This is a genomic window from Hydrogeniiclostridium mannosilyticum (genome assembly GCF_003268275.1).
Lineage (GTDB): Bacteria > Bacillota > Clostridia > Oscillospirales > Acutalibacteraceae > Hydrogeniiclostridium > Hydrogeniiclostridium mannosilyticum.
This window is the reverse complement of the sequence record NZ_QLYR01000013.1, coordinates 16253-32914: the sequence shown is the minus strand read 5'-3', so window position 1 is coordinate 32914 and position 16662 is coordinate 16253. Positions and strand designations below refer to the sequence as shown.

General features: G+C 52.8%; 20 protein-coding genes. 10 read left to right on the top strand and 10 right to left on the bottom strand.

From position 1 onward, the window contains the following. Window position 1 precedes the first annotated feature (1 nt). The 3 genes from DPQ25_RS13180 to DPQ25_RS13165 form a co-directional block, all read right to left on the bottom strand. The gene (locus DPQ25_RS13180) at window positions 2-1240 is read right to left on the bottom strand and encodes a CDP-glycerol glycerophosphotransferase family protein (protein ID WP_112333641.1); all 1239 of its coding nucleotides are present in this window, start codon (window positions 1238-1240) and stop codon (window positions 2-4) included. A 545-nt stretch (window positions 1241-1785) separates the two neighbouring features. Next, window positions 1786-3504 (bottom strand): glycoside hydrolase family 71/99 protein, encoded by a 1719-nt coding sequence (locus DPQ25_RS13170; protein WP_112333639.1) that lies wholly within the window; start codon window positions 3502-3504, stop codon window positions 1786-1788. Window positions 3505-3719: 215 nt separating this feature from the next. Next, the gene (locus DPQ25_RS13165) at window positions 3720-4436 is read right to left on the bottom strand and encodes a hypothetical protein (RefSeq protein WP_112333638.1); all 717 of its coding nucleotides are present in this window, start codon (window positions 4434-4436) and stop codon (window positions 3720-3722) included. Between the two features lie 156 nt (window positions 4437-4592). Here DPQ25_RS13165 and DPQ25_RS13160 point away from each other — a divergent pair, with 156 nt between their 5' ends. From DPQ25_RS13160 to DPQ25_RS13155, 4 genes are all read left to right on the top strand, one after another. After that, window positions 4593-4751: a toxin-antitoxin system HicB family antitoxin gene (locus DPQ25_RS13160; protein WP_112333637.1), complete on the top strand. Its 159-nt coding sequence runs from the start codon at window positions 4593-4595 to the stop codon at window positions 4749-4751. Between the two features lie 105 nt (window positions 4752-4856). Next, the gene (locus tag DPQ25_RS14770) at window positions 4857-5021 is read left to right on the top strand and encodes a hypothetical protein (protein ID WP_177577101.1); all 165 of its coding nucleotides are present in this window, start codon (window positions 4857-4859) and stop codon (window positions 5019-5021) included. A 29-nt stretch (window positions 5022-5050) separates the two neighbouring features. Then, window positions 5051-5212: a hypothetical protein gene (locus tag DPQ25_RS14765; RefSeq protein WP_177577099.1), complete on the top strand. Its 162-nt coding sequence runs from the start codon at window positions 5051-5053 to the stop codon at window positions 5210-5212. Between the two features lie 58 nt (window positions 5213-5270). Then, a complete protein-coding gene (locus DPQ25_RS13155; RefSeq protein ID WP_112333636.1) occupies window positions 5271-5513 on the top strand; it encodes a helix-turn-helix domain-containing protein in 243 nt (80 codons plus the stop codon). Between the two features lie 166 nt (window positions 5514-5679). On the opposite strand, the gene DPQ25_RS13150 is transcribed toward DPQ25_RS13155, so the two are convergent. Next, window positions 5680-6645: an aldo/keto reductase gene (locus DPQ25_RS13150; RefSeq protein WP_112333635.1), complete on the bottom strand. Its 966-nt coding sequence runs from the start codon at window positions 6643-6645 to the stop codon at window positions 5680-5682. Window positions 6646-6740: 95 nt separating this feature from the next. Between DPQ25_RS13150 and DPQ25_RS13145 the strand changes: the two genes are divergently transcribed. From DPQ25_RS13145 to DPQ25_RS13135, 3 genes are read left to right on the top strand one after another with little or no spacing between them, the layout of a single operon-like run. After that, window positions 6741-7100 (top strand): arsenate reductase family protein, encoded by a 360-nt coding sequence (locus tag DPQ25_RS13145; protein WP_242978366.1) that lies wholly within the window; start codon window positions 6741-6743, stop codon window positions 7098-7100. Window positions 7101-7146: 46 nt separating this feature from the next. Beyond that, window positions 7147-7992, top strand: coding sequence for an SDR family oxidoreductase (locus DPQ25_RS13140; RefSeq protein WP_112333633.1), 846 nt, complete (start codon window positions 7147-7149; stop codon window positions 7990-7992). Window positions 7993-8030: 38 nt separating this feature from the next. After that, window positions 8031-9029, top strand: a complete 999-nt coding sequence (locus DPQ25_RS13135; RefSeq protein WP_242978364.1) for an aldose 1-epimerase family protein — start codon at window positions 8031-8033, stop codon at window positions 9027-9029. Between the two features lie 181 nt (window positions 9030-9210). Here the strand turns inward: DPQ25_RS13135 and DPQ25_RS13130 are convergent, their stop codons facing one another. Genes DPQ25_RS13130 through DPQ25_RS13115 form a run of 4 tightly spaced genes read right to left on the bottom strand, consistent with a single transcriptional unit; the run spans window position 9211 to window position 12242 of the window. After that, on the bottom strand, window positions 9211-9432 hold the full coding sequence (locus DPQ25_RS13130; protein WP_112333631.1) for a single stranded DNA-binding domain-containing protein: 222 nt from the start codon (window positions 9430-9432) through the stop codon (window positions 9211-9213). Next, window positions 9404-10177: an MBL fold metallo-hydrolase gene (locus DPQ25_RS13125; protein ID WP_112333630.1), complete on the bottom strand. Its 774-nt coding sequence runs from the start codon at window positions 10175-10177 to the stop codon at window positions 9404-9406. Before DPQ25_RS13125 ends, DPQ25_RS13130 begins: the two co-directional genes overlap by 29 nt. A gap of 15 nt (window positions 10178-10192) precedes the next feature. Beyond that, the gene (locus tag DPQ25_RS13120) at window positions 10193-11164 is read right to left on the bottom strand and encodes a TIGR03943 family putative permease subunit (RefSeq protein ID WP_242978362.1); all 972 of its coding nucleotides are present in this window, start codon (window positions 11162-11164) and stop codon (window positions 10193-10195) included. Window positions 11165-11177: 13 nt separating this feature from the next. Continuing rightward, a complete protein-coding gene (locus DPQ25_RS13115; protein ID WP_112333628.1) occupies window positions 11178-12242 on the bottom strand; it encodes a CobW family GTP-binding protein in 1065 nt (354 codons plus the stop codon). Between the two features lie 316 nt (window positions 12243-12558). On the opposite strand from DPQ25_RS13115, the gene DPQ25_RS13105 reads away from it, so the two are divergent. Beyond that, window positions 12559-13317: a TVP38/TMEM64 family protein gene (locus tag DPQ25_RS13105; RefSeq protein WP_112333626.1), complete on the top strand. Its 759-nt coding sequence runs from the start codon at window positions 12559-12561 to the stop codon at window positions 13315-13317. 164 nt (window positions 13318-13481) lie between these two features. After that, window positions 13482-14540 (top strand): LacI family DNA-binding transcriptional regulator, encoded by a 1059-nt coding sequence (locus DPQ25_RS13100; RefSeq protein ID WP_112333625.1) that lies wholly within the window; start codon window positions 13482-13484, stop codon window positions 14538-14540. A 56-nt stretch (window positions 14541-14596) separates the two neighbouring features. On the opposite strand, the gene DPQ25_RS13095 is transcribed toward DPQ25_RS13100, so the two are convergent. Both DPQ25_RS13095 and DPQ25_RS13090 read right to left on the bottom strand, forming a co-directional pair. Beyond that, window positions 14597-15058, bottom strand: coding sequence for a GNAT family N-acetyltransferase (locus DPQ25_RS13095; protein WP_112333624.1), 462 nt, complete (start codon window positions 15056-15058; stop codon window positions 14597-14599). A 359-nt stretch (window positions 15059-15417) separates the two neighbouring features. After that, a complete protein-coding gene (locus tag DPQ25_RS13090) occupies window positions 15418-15978 on the bottom strand; it encodes an SGNH/GDSL hydrolase family protein (protein ID WP_112333623.1) in 561 nt (186 codons plus the stop codon). 321 nt (window positions 15979-16299) lie between these two features. Between DPQ25_RS13090 and DPQ25_RS13085 the strand changes: the two genes are divergently transcribed. After that, window positions 16300-16653, top strand: coding sequence for an LURP-one-related/scramblase family protein (locus tag DPQ25_RS13085; RefSeq protein ID WP_146740569.1), 354 nt, complete (start codon window positions 16300-16302; stop codon window positions 16651-16653). Window positions 16654-16662: the final 9 nt, after the last annotated feature.

Below are 16662 nucleotides of genomic sequence, written 5' to 3'. Positions count from 1 at the left end.
TTTATTTTTCTTCCTCCACAGTCGTTAATTCCTGATATTTATCCAGCAGATAATCAACCGCGCGCTTGGCGCCCTCCCCCTTATGCTCCCAGGTCTCCGCGCGGGCCTCCTGGCGGCCCTGTGCATATTTGGGGTCCGTCAGGCAGGCGTCTATCATTTCCTTCAGGGCCGCCAGGTTGTCCGCCGTCAGCTTCTGCCCAATCCGCGGCAGAGCGGTGAAGGTCCAATAGGGCGTTTCCAGCCACCAGGCATCATATGGGCTTTTGTCAAACTCTGTGTCCGCGTAAATAACCGGCTTATCATAAACCAGGGAAAAATCAAAAATAACGCCTGAAAAATCCGAAATCAAAATATCGGCACGTCTCAGCACCTCAAAATTATCGTTGTCACGGTTCCACTCCAGCTGCTCCGACTCGGGGTATTCCCGCAAGAGCTTCTCCATCAGGTCTTTTTCCGCCGTAAAGGACTGCGGGTGCGGACGTATGACGATGTGATAGCCTGTTTTTAAAAGCACCTCGATGATCCTGCCGCCGTACTTTTGAAAAATAGCGCTCTGTCCCCAAGAGGGGGCCAGCAGCACCGTGCGCTCGTGCGGAGCGGCTGGGCCCTGGGCCTCCAGCCGGGCCGCCATTTCATCCATATAGGGAATGCCGATTTTCACCAGTTCCTTTGGCGGCAGCCCACGCTTTTCTTCCAGAAAGCGGACATCCCGCACCTGGTATTCACCCGAGAGCAGCAGCGCGTCGTAATAATCGATGCCAAACATGCGGTACCCCGCGACCTCGTTGGCCGCATGGAGCATGTGGACGTAGTACCGCACCTTTTTGGAGCGCTTCCACTGGTAAACATCCAGCCCCGGCGTTGTCGAAAGGACGATGGACGCGTTCAAAAAGTTCAGCTTTGCAAAGGCCTTGTTGTTTTCACCAATAAACTCCCCCCTAACATGCTCATAAGGGGCGCTTAACGCCGGGTCGTCCGGCGAAGCCGTCATATAAACAACATCCACGCCGCGCCGGTCAAGCTCCCTGCAAACCGGCTCGAATACGTTCCAATACCTTTTATCGTCGGAAAAAATGACAAGGGGGATTTTGTCCGCGTTTGACTCAACCTTTTTCCCGCCGCTCAATATAAACCGCAGCTTTACCAGCAAATCCTTCAATAAGTAACTCAGCGCCCCGATGATGCCAATCAAAATGGCAAAGAGCATGCTTCCGGTACCCGGATCAATGTACAGCCCCATAGCTTTCTCCTTTTTCACTCATTCTTCACAGCAGGCCGAGGCCCGTCCGCCGGTATGCGGACAGCCGGCCCCGCCTTTAAAAATAAACAGCCATGCAAAAGACCCCCGAAAAGCGCCGCCCGGGGCGCTTATTCTTCGAGGGACGCAATCCTATTGTAAGCCCGCGTGGGCAAATCCTCACGGCCCCGCGGGCAGCCAGCGTTATGCAAAGGCTTACGCCTAAAACAATCATCTTGTTTTGAGAATAAGCACACTTACTATCAATTAACAATAAGAACCCACCCCCCTTGAAAAAGGGGGGATTTTTGTTGTCATTTTGCAATATTTCGCGTTTATTTTTAAGTGTACTTTTAGATTATATCACGATGAACGTTAAACTTTCAAGTTTTTTATAAAATTTACGTAAAATACCAATTTTTTAAGAGCAGATTTTTCGCACAAAGAATTATTCTTAGCAAATACCGCGGGTTTTCCTTTCTTTTGGGCGCAAAAAAGCCCCGGAGGTTTTCCGGGGCTTGCCTGTTTTTTGCTCAAGGCGGGCCGGTTCAGCCCTCAAAAACGTAATTGAGGCGGCCGATAGGCGCGGCATCGCCGTCGGTATAGAACGAGTAGATGTCGTCCGGCTGGTAATTATCCGCCCATTTAAAGGCGATAGGCGCGGGCAGCCGCTCGCCGCATGGAAGGCCGAGCAGCGCTTTCGGCAGAACCAGCATAAGCCGGTTGCCCTCCACGCGCAGGCCCGCTTCACCGGCCTGCTTCCAGTTCCAGCCGCCGGTGGATTTCTCCACCACGGCCTTGCCGTTCTCCGGCGCGACACGGTTGACTATGTAATGATAGCCGTTCCAGCCTTCTCCCGCGCCGGTATTCAGCAGCAGGCTCATCCAGTGGTCCGCAGGCGCGGTGACGGGGGCGGCGGTCTCAGCGTAGAAATAGAGGTTCTCGCTGTCCTGCGCGGCCTTGGCACAAACAAAGTCGTTGCGCCCGGTGTCGTTCCGGTAATGGATTCCGCCATAGCCAATGCTGTCGCGGTGCGCCGTATCACCGCGGAAATCGTGGTACACGGCGGTAATGGCTGCGCTGTCCCACTGGTCCAGGGGGCCGGCGGGGTCAATGGACGCCGCCGCGCTGCCGGCGGCATGCTGCTCCGGCAGGCCCTTGAAGCGGCGGATTCCGGCAATCAGCTGCATATAATAGTTGTCCCCGAAGCCGCCCTTCATGGGCTCGGAGTCCCGGCTGTTGTCAATGTCGGCACAGTCACAGAACACAACCGGCTCTCCGGGCACCGGGTTCAGGCGCATGGCAATCCATTCATTCCAGCCGGTGACAAAAACGATGTCCGGGTCCTGCTCCATGGCAAAATCCCACTGTTCAGCGAAATTATAGCCATGCAAAACCGCGCCGGGGCTCTGATCATTGGCGCCGTCGTGCCAATTACGGCTGTGGTCGTTGCCGCCGTACCAGGCGGTGCTGCTGAAGCGGACGGTATTACAATGCTGGGCAATGGAGACATTCATCACCGAAGGCTCGCCGGGCTTGCCATAGACGGAAGCCGGCGTCAGCAGGCGCTCAAACTCAATCCAGGGGAAGCCGTCGTCCTTGCGGGGCTCATTGGGCCACTGGTTGGGCTTGAAGTGGAAGAAGCCGCGCGGGGCCGGCTCCAGCTTGGGGTCGTCGATATCGCCGATAATCAGCGGCTTGCCGTCCGTCCAGCGGAACCACAGGCCTTCATACTCCGGGTGGGCCTCGTAGACCTCATGATAAATCCAGTTCACGGTTTCGCCCGGCTCGGTGTTGGTGTAAAAGGCGGCCTGCGGCACCTTCCAGCCCTGCTTCTGGTACTCGTCCAGGTATTTAAAGAGCTTGAGCGCCTGCGCCGAATAGGTGGTGTGGTTCGTGGTATCGAAGACCAGAAAATCCACCCCCGCATCCGTGAGCATCTCCACATGGCGGCGCAGCACCCACTCATCGTCTGAGGTGTAGTAACCGAAGAGCGGCTCGCCCCAGTGGTGAAAGACCATGCGCTCGCTGCCCCCGGCAGCCATCCAGGCCTCTTCTGAGTCCGTCGCGCCGGGCTTTTTTGAAATAACGCTGTTGTCAAACGGCCCCTGCGTTCCATGCTGGCCCTGCCAGAGAAAATAAAAGAGGCCCACTTTTTTGCCGGCGCGCTGCGGCGCTTGGGCCGCGGAGGGCAGCGCGCGCCCGAGGGCGTCGGTTCCGGCATAGGCGCCGGGCTCGTTTGCTTTGCAGCTTGTATTGTTTCCCATTTTTAACAACTCCTTTTCAGGCGGTGGAAAGTTTAACTCAGGCAAACAGTACCATGTTTTAAAACGGATGTCAAGGCATCACTTGACAGGGCGCGGAAAAAGCCCGGCAGCCGCCCGCCCTCTTCATTTCAAGGGCGGGCGGCTGCCGGTTTTATAATATTGAACGCATGGGCCTGGGCCGCGATTGCACCGAAACGTAAAGAGGGACAATTTCTTTAAGAATCATCGCTTTCCGAGCCCATGGAGCGTGTAAGCATACCTCTCATTTTCTCCGTGTTGACAAGCAGGTGGGCCAGCCGCTCAATTTGCAGCAGCAGCCGGGCGCGGTACTCCTCGCGTTCCGCCCGTTCGCACAGTGCCGCATCGCCGGAAAGGCACTCGTTCACCAGCTCCACCGTGCGGCGGTAGGCGTTCACACACAGGGCATCGCGGTCTTTCAGCCATTTTTCAGGAGTTACCTCGTAGATGCTGTGCACAGGAACCCCGAAGCCGCGGGCCGCGCGCACTTCGCGGGTAAGGTCCAGCCGTCCGAACGGAATGGCGGCAATGAGCAGCGCGGCCCTGGAAACCAGCTCCCCTATGTAGGCGGACTCGGACAGGGCGGCGCACTGGTAGCGAACCCCGGCGGCACGGAGGCGGCTTTTCAGCCACGCCTCGGGCCGGAAGAGCAGGCAGGCGGTGACGGTGAGGGGCAGGCCCTCCTGCCGGATCCACTCGCCGCAGGCGAGCAGCAGCTCAAAGCAAGGGTCGCTCTCCCTTTTTATGAACGGGCGGGGAAACATGCACACCACCGCGCGCAGGCCGTCCCGGCTGTTCATGGCCTGCCGCACGGCGGCCTGTAAATGGGGCAGAAAGTCCTGTGTACTCAGAGAGGTGCTGTGCAGCGCCCCTGTCAGCAATACATACGGGCGCGGAAGTCTGTAAGACGGCACGGAAAGGCCCCCTTCTTCTAAAAAATTATGTATATATCAAATTATCCGGGGAAATAATAGTGTACTTGTTTTAAGTACATTTCCACCATTATACCATATTTTAAACTTAAAATGTACTTAAATTTTAAAAATAATTTTAATTATGAGGCTTGAAATATGGAAAAAGATAAACATCTTGGGCTAAGAATTGACCCTGAAACCCATCGCAAGTTAAAAAGTTTAGCAGAATATGAAGGACGTTCTATTAATCGGGAGGTTTTACACCTAATAAAAAAAGCCATAAATGAATTTGAGAAAGGAGTGGGTAAGCTATAAAAAATCTGTACTTGAATCAAGTACAGATCCCAAAATAACAACTTTCTTCTCCGTAAAATATAGTTAAGACTAATGAACTTGAAATGTACTTGCGGAGGAAATGCTATGGCGAAATCAAAAAAAATGAATCTCGGAATACGTATTGACGACGATACCTTATACAGATTTAAAAAACTTTCAGATTTTGAAAACCGTTCTCTTGTCCGTGAAATTCTTCATTTGATTAACAAAGAGGTTCTTGAGCACGAACAAAAATATGGTGAGCTTTAAAATGCTCCATTACTTAGAAGGGGGTCAATATGGGAAAAACCAAACATCTGGGAATACCGATTGAGCCGGAGCTATATCGCAAGCTAATGAGCCTAGCACAGTTTAACGGTAACTCGGTTAATAAAGAAGTTATTAGAATTATGAACAAAGCCCTGATTGAATGGGAAACTCAAAGCAAGAAAACAGACTAGCCACACGGCATCTTCTCCCCGTGAATAAAATTGACGGAGTGATAAGAGGAGGCTCACATTGACCTATTCAGAAGCCATCAGTCTACGTCTTACACAGCTGTGCGCCGAAAAGAAAATTACAATTAATAAACTCGCAACGCTTTCCGGGCTAACACAATCCACTGTTGTGGCTATTATGTCAGGCCGCACCAAGAACCCCACGCTCAAAACCTTGCACAGGATTGCCATTGGCCTGAATTTGACGGTCGCAGAATTATTAAATTTCCCTGAGATGAACGAAACCCTTTTTGACGATGAATAAAACAATCCCCCAGCGTGGCCGCTGGGGGATTGTTTTATTCTGCTTCCGTTTTCCGCCTGTTTTATTATAGCCGTTCAAACAGATCCGGCCGCTTGATTGCCGCAGCCCGGCGGCCTGCAAATTCCCCGATCTTTTTCTTAATATTAAAGCGATAACCGATAGTAAATCAGCGGGTGAGCCGGGCCACGGCTTCAGGAGGCAGCTCCAGATCGGCGGCGCTCATGGAATCCCGCACCTGGGCGGTGGAGGAGCAGCCGACGATGGCGGCTCCGGGCAGCGGGTTGCAGGTGATGTAGCCCAGCGCGGCCTGGGTCGGCGTAATGTGTTCCTGTGCGCACACGGCCTGAACGTTTTCGATGCGCCGCCGCGTCGTGTCGTTGTAATATTTATTGCGCACAAGCTCTGAAAGCGCATCAACCCCCTGGTTCAGCACTTTGGTAATGACGCCGGAGGCCTGGGAATTCCATGCCAGCACGGGGATGCCCAGCTCCTGGTAAGCGGCGTACTCGTGTTCGTCCATCAGCGGCAGGCTGGGGAACTCATTGTAGGCGGGCGTTACGTGGGCAAGGCTCCAACGAATTTCAGAGACGGTAAACTCCGCCATGCCGTTTTCCCGGGCGAAGCGGTTGGCCTCCCTTATGCGGGCGGCCGTCCAGTTAGAGGCGCCGATGGCCCGGATTTTACCGGCCCGGACGGCCTCGTCCAGCGCGGGCATAATTTCTTCCACCGGCTTGGCGGGGTTATCCCTATGCAGGAAGTAGACATCGATGCAGTCCACGCCGAGCGCCCGCAGGCTCTGCTCCAGGTCCTCACGAATACAATCCGCGGAAACGCGGGAGGCCTCCGGGGTTGCCAGGCGGTAATGCGCGCCCTTGGTGATGAGGGTAATGTCCTTGCGGCGGGTTTTGCGCAGCCAGCGGCCGATGACCTCTTCGCTGATTGGGGTGCGCTTATCCTCCCAGTCGCCGTAAACCGCCGCGGTGTCCAGCGTGGCGCCGCCCAGCCCGGCGTATTCGTTCAGCAGCGCTACGGATTTATCCTCCGGTATGCCTGTGCCAAAGGGGCAGGTGCCCATGATGATCTTTGAAAGGGCTAATTCCCCGCCCGCACAGCGTATGGTAATATTTTTCATGAAATTCCTCCCTATGTTGAAGTTCCGTTTTTTCTGTGCTATGATGTACACGGTTAATGATAACACAGATTATTGTTTGTGCAAGGGGGATTTTTGTGAATTTTTTATTTGTGGAGTACCCGAAGTGCTCGACCTGCCAAAAGGCTAAAAAATGGCTGGACGCGCACGGCGTTTCTTATGACAGCCGCTCTATTGTGGAGCAAAACCCGTCCGCCGCTGAGCTGAAGGAGTGGGTGGCAAGGAGCGGGCTGCCGCTGAAAAGATTTTTCAACACCAGCGGGCGCAAATATCAGGCTCTGGGCCTGAAGGACCGTCTGCCGCAAATGTCGGAGGCAGAGCAGCTTGAATTGCTGGCAACGGACGGCATGCTGGTCAAGCGGCCCCTGCTGGTAGGCAGCGGGCTGGTGCTGGCCGGCTTTCGAGAAAAGGAATGGGAAGCCGCCCTTGAGGGGTAAGCGGCGCGTATAGATGGCGCGGCGACGGACAGGAGGAATAATTGTCATGAATTTACCGTTTCAGATTGACCTGAGTGGGAAGGCCGCGGTGGTTACAGGGGCCGGCGGGGTGCTGTGCAGCGTGTTCTGCAAGGCGCTTGCGGCCTGCGGCGCTTCGGTGGCGCTGCTGAACCGCAGCATGGCGTCCGCGCAGGCCTGCGCGGACGAGATTGCCGCCGCGGGCGGAAGGGCCCGGGCCTACCAGGTCAATGTGCTGGACAAGGCTGGGCTGGAAGAGGCGCACCGGCAGATTTTAGCGGATCTCGGCCCCTGCGATATTCTCATCAACGGTGCGGGCGGCAACCATCCGGGCGCAACCACCGCCAAGGAGTATTATTTTGACGGGGACCTGGAGCAGGACCTGCTGACCTTCTTTAATATGAGCCAAGAGGGCATCTCCTCGGTCTTTGACCTGAACTTTTTAGGGACCATGCTCCCGACGCAGGTCTTTGCCCGGGATATGCTGGAGAAAAAGGATGCCTCCATTATCAATATATCCTCGATGAACGCCTATACCCCGCTGACCAAAATTCCGGCCTACTCGGGCGCCAAGGCGGCGGTGAGCAACCTCACCCAATGGCTGGCGGTGTACTTTTCCAAAACGGGAATCCGCGTCAACGCCATTGCGCCGGGCTTTTTCGTCACCCGGCAAAATGAAAGGCTGCTGTTCGGCGAGGACGGCGCCCCCACGGAGCGCGCAAAAAAGATTTTGGCTGCCACGCCGATGGAGCGTTTCGGCAAGCCGGAGGAGCTGCTCGGCGCGCTGCTGTTTTTGCTGTCGCCCGGCGCGTCGTTTGTGACGGGTACGGTCCTGCCGGTGGACGGTGGTTTTAACGCCTATTCCGGCGTTTAAAGCATAATCAATGATTGATTTGAAAAGGGGTTATGGTATTGAAAAAGGATTGGTATTATGGGCACCCCTCTCAGGTGTCCGGAGTAGAGGAACATCGCTTGACCGGCGGCAAGGGCGACGGCATGCGGCTTTTGCAGGTACGTAACGGGCTGGGGCTGGAATTTACGGTTTCGGCAGACCGCTGTGCCGACCTGGCGCGGCTGTCGTTCAAGGGCGATAACTACGGGTATTTTTCACCCTGCGGCTATGTTGCGCCGCAGTATTACGATGAAAAGGGCGAAGGCTTTTTAAAATCCTTCACCGCGGGCTTTTTGACCACCTGCGGCCTGACGGCGGCGGGAAACGCCTGCCAGGATGCGGGCGAGGACGTGCCGCTGCATGGTAAAATCGGTAATACGCCCGCGGAGCGGGTCTCCTATCTGGAGGAGGAAGAGCAAATCACCCTATGGGCGCGTGTGAGTGAAGCGGCGATTTTTACCCATAAGCTTGTGCTGGACCGGACGCTCCGCTGCTCCAAAACCGAGAATAAGCTTGTGCTGACCGATAAGGTGACGAATGTGGGCGGCGCGGCCTCGCCAAGCATGATGCTGTACCATTTCAACATGGGCTACCCGCTGCTATGCGAGCGCTCCGAGCTCTATATCCCCTCCACGAAGGTACTGCCGCGCAATGAGCGCGCCGCAGAGGGCCTGGAGCGCTGGGCGGAGATTTTGCCGCCGCAGCCGGTGTTTGAAGAGCAGTGCTATTACCACCAGTTCAACAAGGCGGGCACGGCGGCTATTTATAACCCGGAGCTGGGCAAGGGCCTGGCAATGACATTTGACGCGGAAGCCCTGCCCTACTTTGTGCAGTGGAAGATGCTCGGCGCAAAGGATTATGTAATGGGCCTGGAGCCGGGCAACTGCCTCCCGGACGGGCGCGACACCATGCGCCGGGAGGGGACCCTGGCTTTCCTTGAGCCCGGTGAGGAAAAGGTGTTTGAAATTACATTGGAGATTATCGACGGGCCGGAGCAGTGGGCTGCACGGAAGGGCTAAGAGAATAAACAGCAGGGCCGCCCCGGCAACGATGTTGCCGGGGCGGCCTCTTCTCCATTTTTCAGGGCGCCGGCGCTCGGTTGCGGTTACAGCCGCCGTCAACACGCCTCTTAATATTTTTTACAATTTACGATATGGACCTTTGATGAACCGCATGATTACAGTTTTTAGGGGCTGCCCGTCAGCGCAGCTCAATGGTATAGGTGAAGGGATATTCTGCCTGTAGGGCCTTTACCTTCTCCTCGTTATCCTCAATAAAGCTTTCCGTGTAAACAGACTTACCCTCTTTTTTATAGGCATCTAAAATTGCGCTCAGCTTTCCCCAGCATTCGTCCCGCTGCGCCTCGGGCACCTCCTTCATGTCAATGACAAACTCACGGTGTTTGGGAATTCTTGCTTTCATAATATCTTCCTTTCCTATCTTTCATCTTAAAATTTAAAATAACGCAAACCGCTGCCCCCCGGCGCTCAATCACGGCAACACGTTCACGGTAGGCAGCCGTTTGCGGGTCCTCTTGCAGGCGTCTCGTCACGGATAGATCCTCTCCAAAATGCATCGGGAAGGCCATGCGCGGCGACAGTGCCGTCATCAGATAACCGAGCCCATACAGGTATTGTCCGCCCAGCCTGGGGTCCACCGGTACAAAGGCTACATCAATCCGCTCACCGCGCAGCAGGTCAATCTGCTCACGGTAACGGCGGCCCATCTCCTGGTTTTCCGCCTCGGGCTCCCCCGCCCAATACCACCAGTTGAGGTCGCCGGCGTGGAAGACGGTCCCGCTGTTTGTTTGAACCAAAAAGGCCACTCCTTCATCCGTAGACTCCAGCGCCCGCACCGTCAGGCCGTCCAAACACAAGCGCTGCCCCGGTGAAATCACCGCCGCCTCCGCTCGGTCTTTGATATCGCTGGACAGAACATAACGAATCCCCGGCAGTTCCTTCCGCCAAGAAAAAATCCGCCGGTTGAAATGGTCCGGGTGATGGTGAGAAGCAAATACCGTCACCCTGCGCCCGGCCAGATCCGCCGGGCGGACCACGCCCTTGGAAAGCCCCGCCCCTCTGGGCAGGTCGCGGTAATAATCGAAAATAAGGAAATTATCGCCGGTATCCACCGCAAAACCGCTGTGGTACAAATAGGTTACCTGCATGGCGCCTCCTCCGGTTCAGCGGAAATAGACCAGCTCTTCCTTGGGCTTCTCCGCAGGTTCTATCCCCTTGGCAATCAATATGGGCCCCTCCCCCTGATAAACGGCATGGTATTTACACTTAACCTCTGCGGTAATGCGAATCCAGCTCTCATTTTCCAAGGCCTGGGCCTGGTCGTACTTACATAGAAAGCCCACAAAGGAGATATCCTCCGCACAGCAGGTCATCCCGAAGCGTCCGGGGACAAACGTATTTTTCGGCAGCTTATCCGAGCGGTAGACCATGGCCGTAAAGCGGACGGTTTTTCCCACATATTTTTTGGGGTTATCCGAGGCATCCAAGTACCAGAGGCCAAAATCCTCATCGCCGATTTCTATTACATCCGCGTTGAGGTCAAAGGGCAGCTCGTCCACAATGTCGTCATACTCGACGCGCCCGCTGGGGTATTCAAAGGCAATGTCGGCACGGCGGTTAAACAGGCGCACGGCCTTGTGAAACTTCTTTTTGTCAAGCTGCTGCGTACAGCGGTTAAAGGCGACGAACTCCGCCACGCCAATTTTATCAGCCATCAGCGGGCCCATATTGGCCATATAGTTTTCAAAGGTCGCCGCATCCACCGTCATAAAGCATTGGTAAATCTGCCAATCCTTCGGCAAAGCCTGCTGCAGTACAGAAAGCATCCACATGCCGTTATACTCCAGCACTACCCGCTGCATGCGGTGCTGCTTCTGAAACGATTCCAGCTTTTCCCGGGTCAGTTCCTCCGGGGCCTCCAAGACCTCGACCGCGACATTTTTACCGCCGCCCACAAATTTGGACGGTTCATATTCTTCCACACCCTCTTCGCAAAGCAGTAAAAGTGTTTTTTCTCCTGCATTAAACCGGGGGTCCTCCATGGTTTCCTGGATAAAAGAGGTTTTTCCGCTTTCCAGAAAGCCGACAAATAGATAAACGGGAATAGGCATAGTTTCTGTTCCTCTCATATTCATCTTTCATTCTCTGTTAGCCGTTCAGCTGGAACAGGCGCGCCAGCTCCTCCTCTTTCAGCTTGGAGCCAATGACGCAGAGCCGCCCGGTATAATCCGATGTGCCGGTGCGAATGTTGATTTCCTCCGGGACATAATCAAAATGAATCCAGCTTCCGTCCGCGGCGGGCAAAATCCCCTTGGCACGCAGGACAACGCCGCAGGCTTCCTCATTTTTCAGGCCTTCAAGCGCCTGCTGGACCTCCTCCTCTGTATATTTCCTTGGCGTCTCCCGGCCCCAGCTTGTAAACACCTCGTCTGCATGATGGTGGCCCTCATGGCCGTGGTGATGGTGGCCCTCATGTCCATGGCTGCAGCAGTTCTCATCATGCTCATCGTGGTGGTGGCCGTGTTCATGGCAGCAGCAATGCTCATGGCCGTCATGGTCATGGTGGCAGCTATGGCCATGCGCCTCTCCCTCCTGAAGCAGCGCATGCTCCAGAGAGTCCTTGTGCTCCATCGCCTCCAGGATTTGAGCCCCGGCGAGCTCGTCCCATGGTGTCGTAATAATCGCGGCATCGGCGTTGTGCTCCCTTAGCAGACGGACGCATTCCTCCAGCCGGCTCTCAGAAATATTCTGCGTACGGCTCAACACAATGGTGTTTGCGTGCTCAACCTGATTGTTGAAAAATTCACCGAAGTTCTTCATATACATTCTGCACTTAGAGGCATCCGCCACTGTGGTAGCGCTGTTCAGCCGCACCTCCGCCGCACCGTGCGCCCGCTGCACCGCACGGATGACGTCGGAAAGCTTGCCAACTCCGGAGGGCTCAATCAAAACCCGGTCAGGGGCAAATTCCTTGAGCACCTTCTCCAGGGCCTCGCCGAAATCACCAACTAAGCTGCAGCAGATGCAGCCCGAATTCATCTCTGTAATTTCAACGCCCGCTTCTTTGAGGAACCCGCCGTCGATGCCAATTTCACCGAACTCGTTTTCAATTAAAACCAGCTTCTCGCCCTGAAAAGCCTCCTGGATCAGCTTTTTAATCAGCGTTGTTTTTCCGGCGCCTAAAAAGCCCGAAAAAATATCAATTTTTGTCATCTTGTCCTGCTCCTTTTCTGTTTTGAAAGCAGTTCCCTCTCTTGCTGGAAACGCTATATTCCTTTTTATTTATTATACACCAGACGTCAAGCCCGCAAAAGGCTTTTTGCAAAATTCCTATATGGCATATGTGCTGAAAACTTCTTTCAATTTTCTGACAATTCTTCGGTTAACCCTTACAAAATCTTTGTAAAAAATTCGAAACTTATTCATGCAGGTTTCACCTGACTTTATGATATAATAATATATAACAGCCGTCCTTCATAAAGACAACGGCTGTTACTCCATAGTTTTAACGAGAAAAAGAGGTTTTAACATGACAAAAGATTCTACCAGCCAAATGACGGATTGTTCTCCTGAAGAAAAGGCCTATATTCGCCGTCGCCGGGTGGTCAGCATCCTCTCCCTTTGCGTTCTGCTTGCTTTTATTGCCGTCGTGGCTATTGTCGTTGGGAAGCCGCTTGTTGAGATGCTTTCCCGCCCGGAGGAATTTCAAAAATGGGTAGACAGCCACCATATTTGGGGGCGGCTGGCCTTTGTCGGCATGATGTGCTTACAGGTTGTTTTTGCCATTATTCCCGGCGAACCCATGGAAATTGGCGCCGGTTATGCCTTTGGCTCTATTGAGGGGACGCTGCTGTGCCTGGCCGGCGCTGCCGTCGGTTCTTCTATAATCTACCTTTTTACAAAAAAATTCGGAATAAAGCTGGTGGAAGCTTTTATTTCCAAGGAAAAGATCCTATCTTTGAGCTTTATTAAAAACACCAAAAAGCTAAATTTACTCATATTCATATTATTTTTTATCCCCGGCACACCAAAGGATATTTTTACTTATTTTATTGGGCTTACACCCATGAAGCTTCACATATTTTTGTTGATTTCCAGCATTGCCAGAATCCCCTCGGTTATTACCTCTACCATCAGCGGCGATGCGCTGGTCTCGCAGAATTACGGTTTCGCGATTGCTGTTTTCGTGATTACTGCCGTTGTCAGCACGGCGGGGATATTTATTTATCATAAAATATCAAAAAGGCATGCTGCCCAACAGGGGGACTTCGACGCCGACACCCAATGAAGGCCCCTGTTCCATTGCGTTAAAAAGACGGCACGCCGGAAATGTTTTCCCGAATAGGCCTTGCACTCAGGACATAAAGGCGTTAAAATAAGTTACAGCAAGATTTGACAATACAGGTCAATTTTTTGATAATTTTTTGAGGTTGGGGAGGTTTCAGCAGTCCTATGGCCACCATTACAGATGTCGCCAAAAAAGCAGGCGTTGCTATTTCAACTGTGAGCAATGTGTTAAACGGCGTTAAATATGTATCCCCTGAGACTACCAAACGCGTCCTTGAAGCGGTTGATGCGTTGGGATATGTAGCCAACCCGATTGCACACAATATGAAATCCGCCCGGTCGAACATGATCGGTGTTATCATTACAAATTTCAGCCGGATTTTCTTCTCATCCGTTCTGCGCAAATGCCGCGAGATCGCAGAGGAAAAAGGCTTTCAGCTCATGTGCATCGACACTAATGATGACTTTAACCAGGAAAAGCAGTATGTCGGCATGATGAAGCAGCACCGCTACGATGCCATCATTCTTGACACGGTTGCCGACCTCGACGACCGCGCCTATTTTACCTATTTGAAAAATTTATCCCCAGGTGGAAAAAAGACCGCTATTATTTGTTTAGAGCGCGACCTGGCGGAATATGGCATCGACTCTGTCGATGCCGACAACTTCGGCGGTGCGCAAAAGGCCGTCGGCCATTTAATCTCCTGCGGCTGTAAAAAGATCATTCACATTGCCGGCACAACAAATTCCTGGGCTGCGGAGTGCCGGGCCAGGGGCTACTGCGACCGCATCCGCATGGAACCAGGTGCTTTTGAAAACATCATCCTCGGCGATTTTTCACCGCAAAGCGGCTATGATGCCATCAAGCAGCTGCTGGCCTCCCGTTCCGCCCGAATCAACTTGCCCTTCGATGGTATTTTTGCCGCAAACGATCAAATGGCTGTCGGCGCTATCAAGGCCTTACAGGAGCTCCATATCCGCGTCCCCGAAGACGTAAAGGTCGTCGGCTTTGACGACACATTCGTAGCGCCGATTATAGATCCCTCGCTTACCTCCATCCATGTACCCGGTACCGCAATGGCCCAGGCCGCCATGAATATGGCAATTGCCAGGATTTTGGACGACACACTCCCCTCCGCCCAGCAAATGGTGCCAACAGAGCTGGTGGTTCGCCGAAGCACAGACATCACCGCCTGTTTACCAAAAACTTTTGTCAACTGGTGATAAAACCCTAATGGCAGAGGCTCCATCTGATAAATCAGATGGAGCCTCTGCCATTTTCATGCTGTTCTCTTAACCATTATATAATTCGTAAGTAAAATTCCGCCCCGGGCGACCTGTTGTTCCTGAATGGTACAATAGCCCCTTTTAATAAAAAAGGGCTTTGCTGTAATCGATGCATGCGTGGTAACCTCTTTGGGGTAAACATGCGCCTCCAGTTGCTCGCAGAGCAGCGTCGCGATTCCCCTCCCCTGGTGATCCTTATGTACATATAAACGGTCTAAATAGCCGCTTTCATCTATATCGCCAAAGCCGACAATCTCTTCGTGCAGGACGGCGACCAGCGTATAGTGCGCTAAAAAGGATTCATTCCACTGATTCAAATCGACGCGGCCCGTAGCCCATACCGCCAGCTGCTCCTCGGTGTAATCTTCCGCATTGACCGAATGGACAGTATTATAAAATAAATCCGCCAATGTCCCGCAATCTTCCGGCGTATATTTTCTGGTCTTGTACCTCATCCGAATAAACCTCCTTATCTACCTATATAATAGCCATGCAAATGCATGCAGAGTAGATATTTTAACCGCCGTCATCACCGGAAAGCACCAATAAGATCTCCCGGCGAAACAGACTCCGTTTGTATGGCTCATAGTGAACATGAGGCTGGACTATATTGATAAATGTCCAATCAGAAAGCGGCCTCGATTTTCACTAAATAAACATGGCTCGACAATCTTTTTTCTTTAAAATACCTCCTGTGCAGTAAGCACCATATTGCATACAGCTAAAATTGGGACTACAAGGCAAACCTTAAATGAATGGTTTTTAAATGGCCTCGTTCGCGGCACAGACATATGATTCAGAAAGCCGCCTACTCTTAAAGGTCTTGCCCTGCACGATGGATTGCCCGCACAGTGGCCTCTGCACACAGTACGATTCCCTTTTCTGTCAAATGAATTTGATCATCCGCGCGGATATTGCCATCAATATCCTCCTTGACAACCGCAAAGAGGTCATTAATCAGCACTCCTTTTGAAACAAGCTGAGGTACTATCAATGCATTGTAGCGCTCTATTAAACGGTTGTCATTATGGGGATGGCCCTGGCGCACCGGCGTAGTCGTGGCAAAAATAACTTTTTTAGCGCGGGCAAGCAACAGGTTCGCCACTCTTAAACACTGTGATACATATTCGTTTTCAGCAGTAAAAGGACCGTCGCCGAACAGATTGCATATATCCCACTCGCCGCTGTTCCAATGAATTATATCAGCGCCTTCCAACTCCCCAGACCAGTCAAAAATCCCGCGTAAAAGATAGGAGACAAAGCGGCAGTTGTCCTCCGGCTGCCATACGGTATAACCCGGTCCAAGCAGCGACGGAACCTTTGTGCCATAGCCGATCTGGCGAATGGAATCGCCCAGCAAAACTACTTTTTTCATGGAATATCCTCCCAAGCATTGAATAATAGTTTAATATTATAACAAACCTTAATACAGGTCAACAGCTTATTCGCCCTTTATGATTTCACAGGCGGCAGTTGATGCCCTGTTGTAAAAATGGTATAGTAAATAAAATAGATTCAATCAATAAGAAAGGAGTTTGCCGTTGCATTGAAATTCTATCTAAAACAAAATTCATGTCCTGCCGCCGGCTTGTTTGAATTTTTTACTGTGTATGGCGAATGCGGCTCTCCTTTATACCGGTTTTTAGGAGAACGGAACTCCTTTACGTCTAAAATACGCCTCCAGGATTTTCAAGGATTGGAGCGCGCGCATATTACACGGGTCGGCACTGCCGTGCTTTCACAGTATATAATTTACAGCCAGGGCCGAAGCCAGGCATTTATTCTGCATAGTATAGCGACAAAAGGCCAGCCTTACCGCATCAAGGGCATTGACTGGACGCTTGCCGGAAATATCTATACCCGAAATTATGAAATCCGTCAGAAAAGCGGCGCTTTAGTCATGCGGCACAGCAGCTGTTGGAAAGCAGCGGAACCGGCCTTCAGTCTGGATATTATGCAGGAATGCGACCGGGACCTTGCCTTGTGTATTGCCGCGATTATCGACAGCACCTTGGTGTCCGGCGAGCCCACGCCTGTCCCCGTTTCATAGTTTTTATAA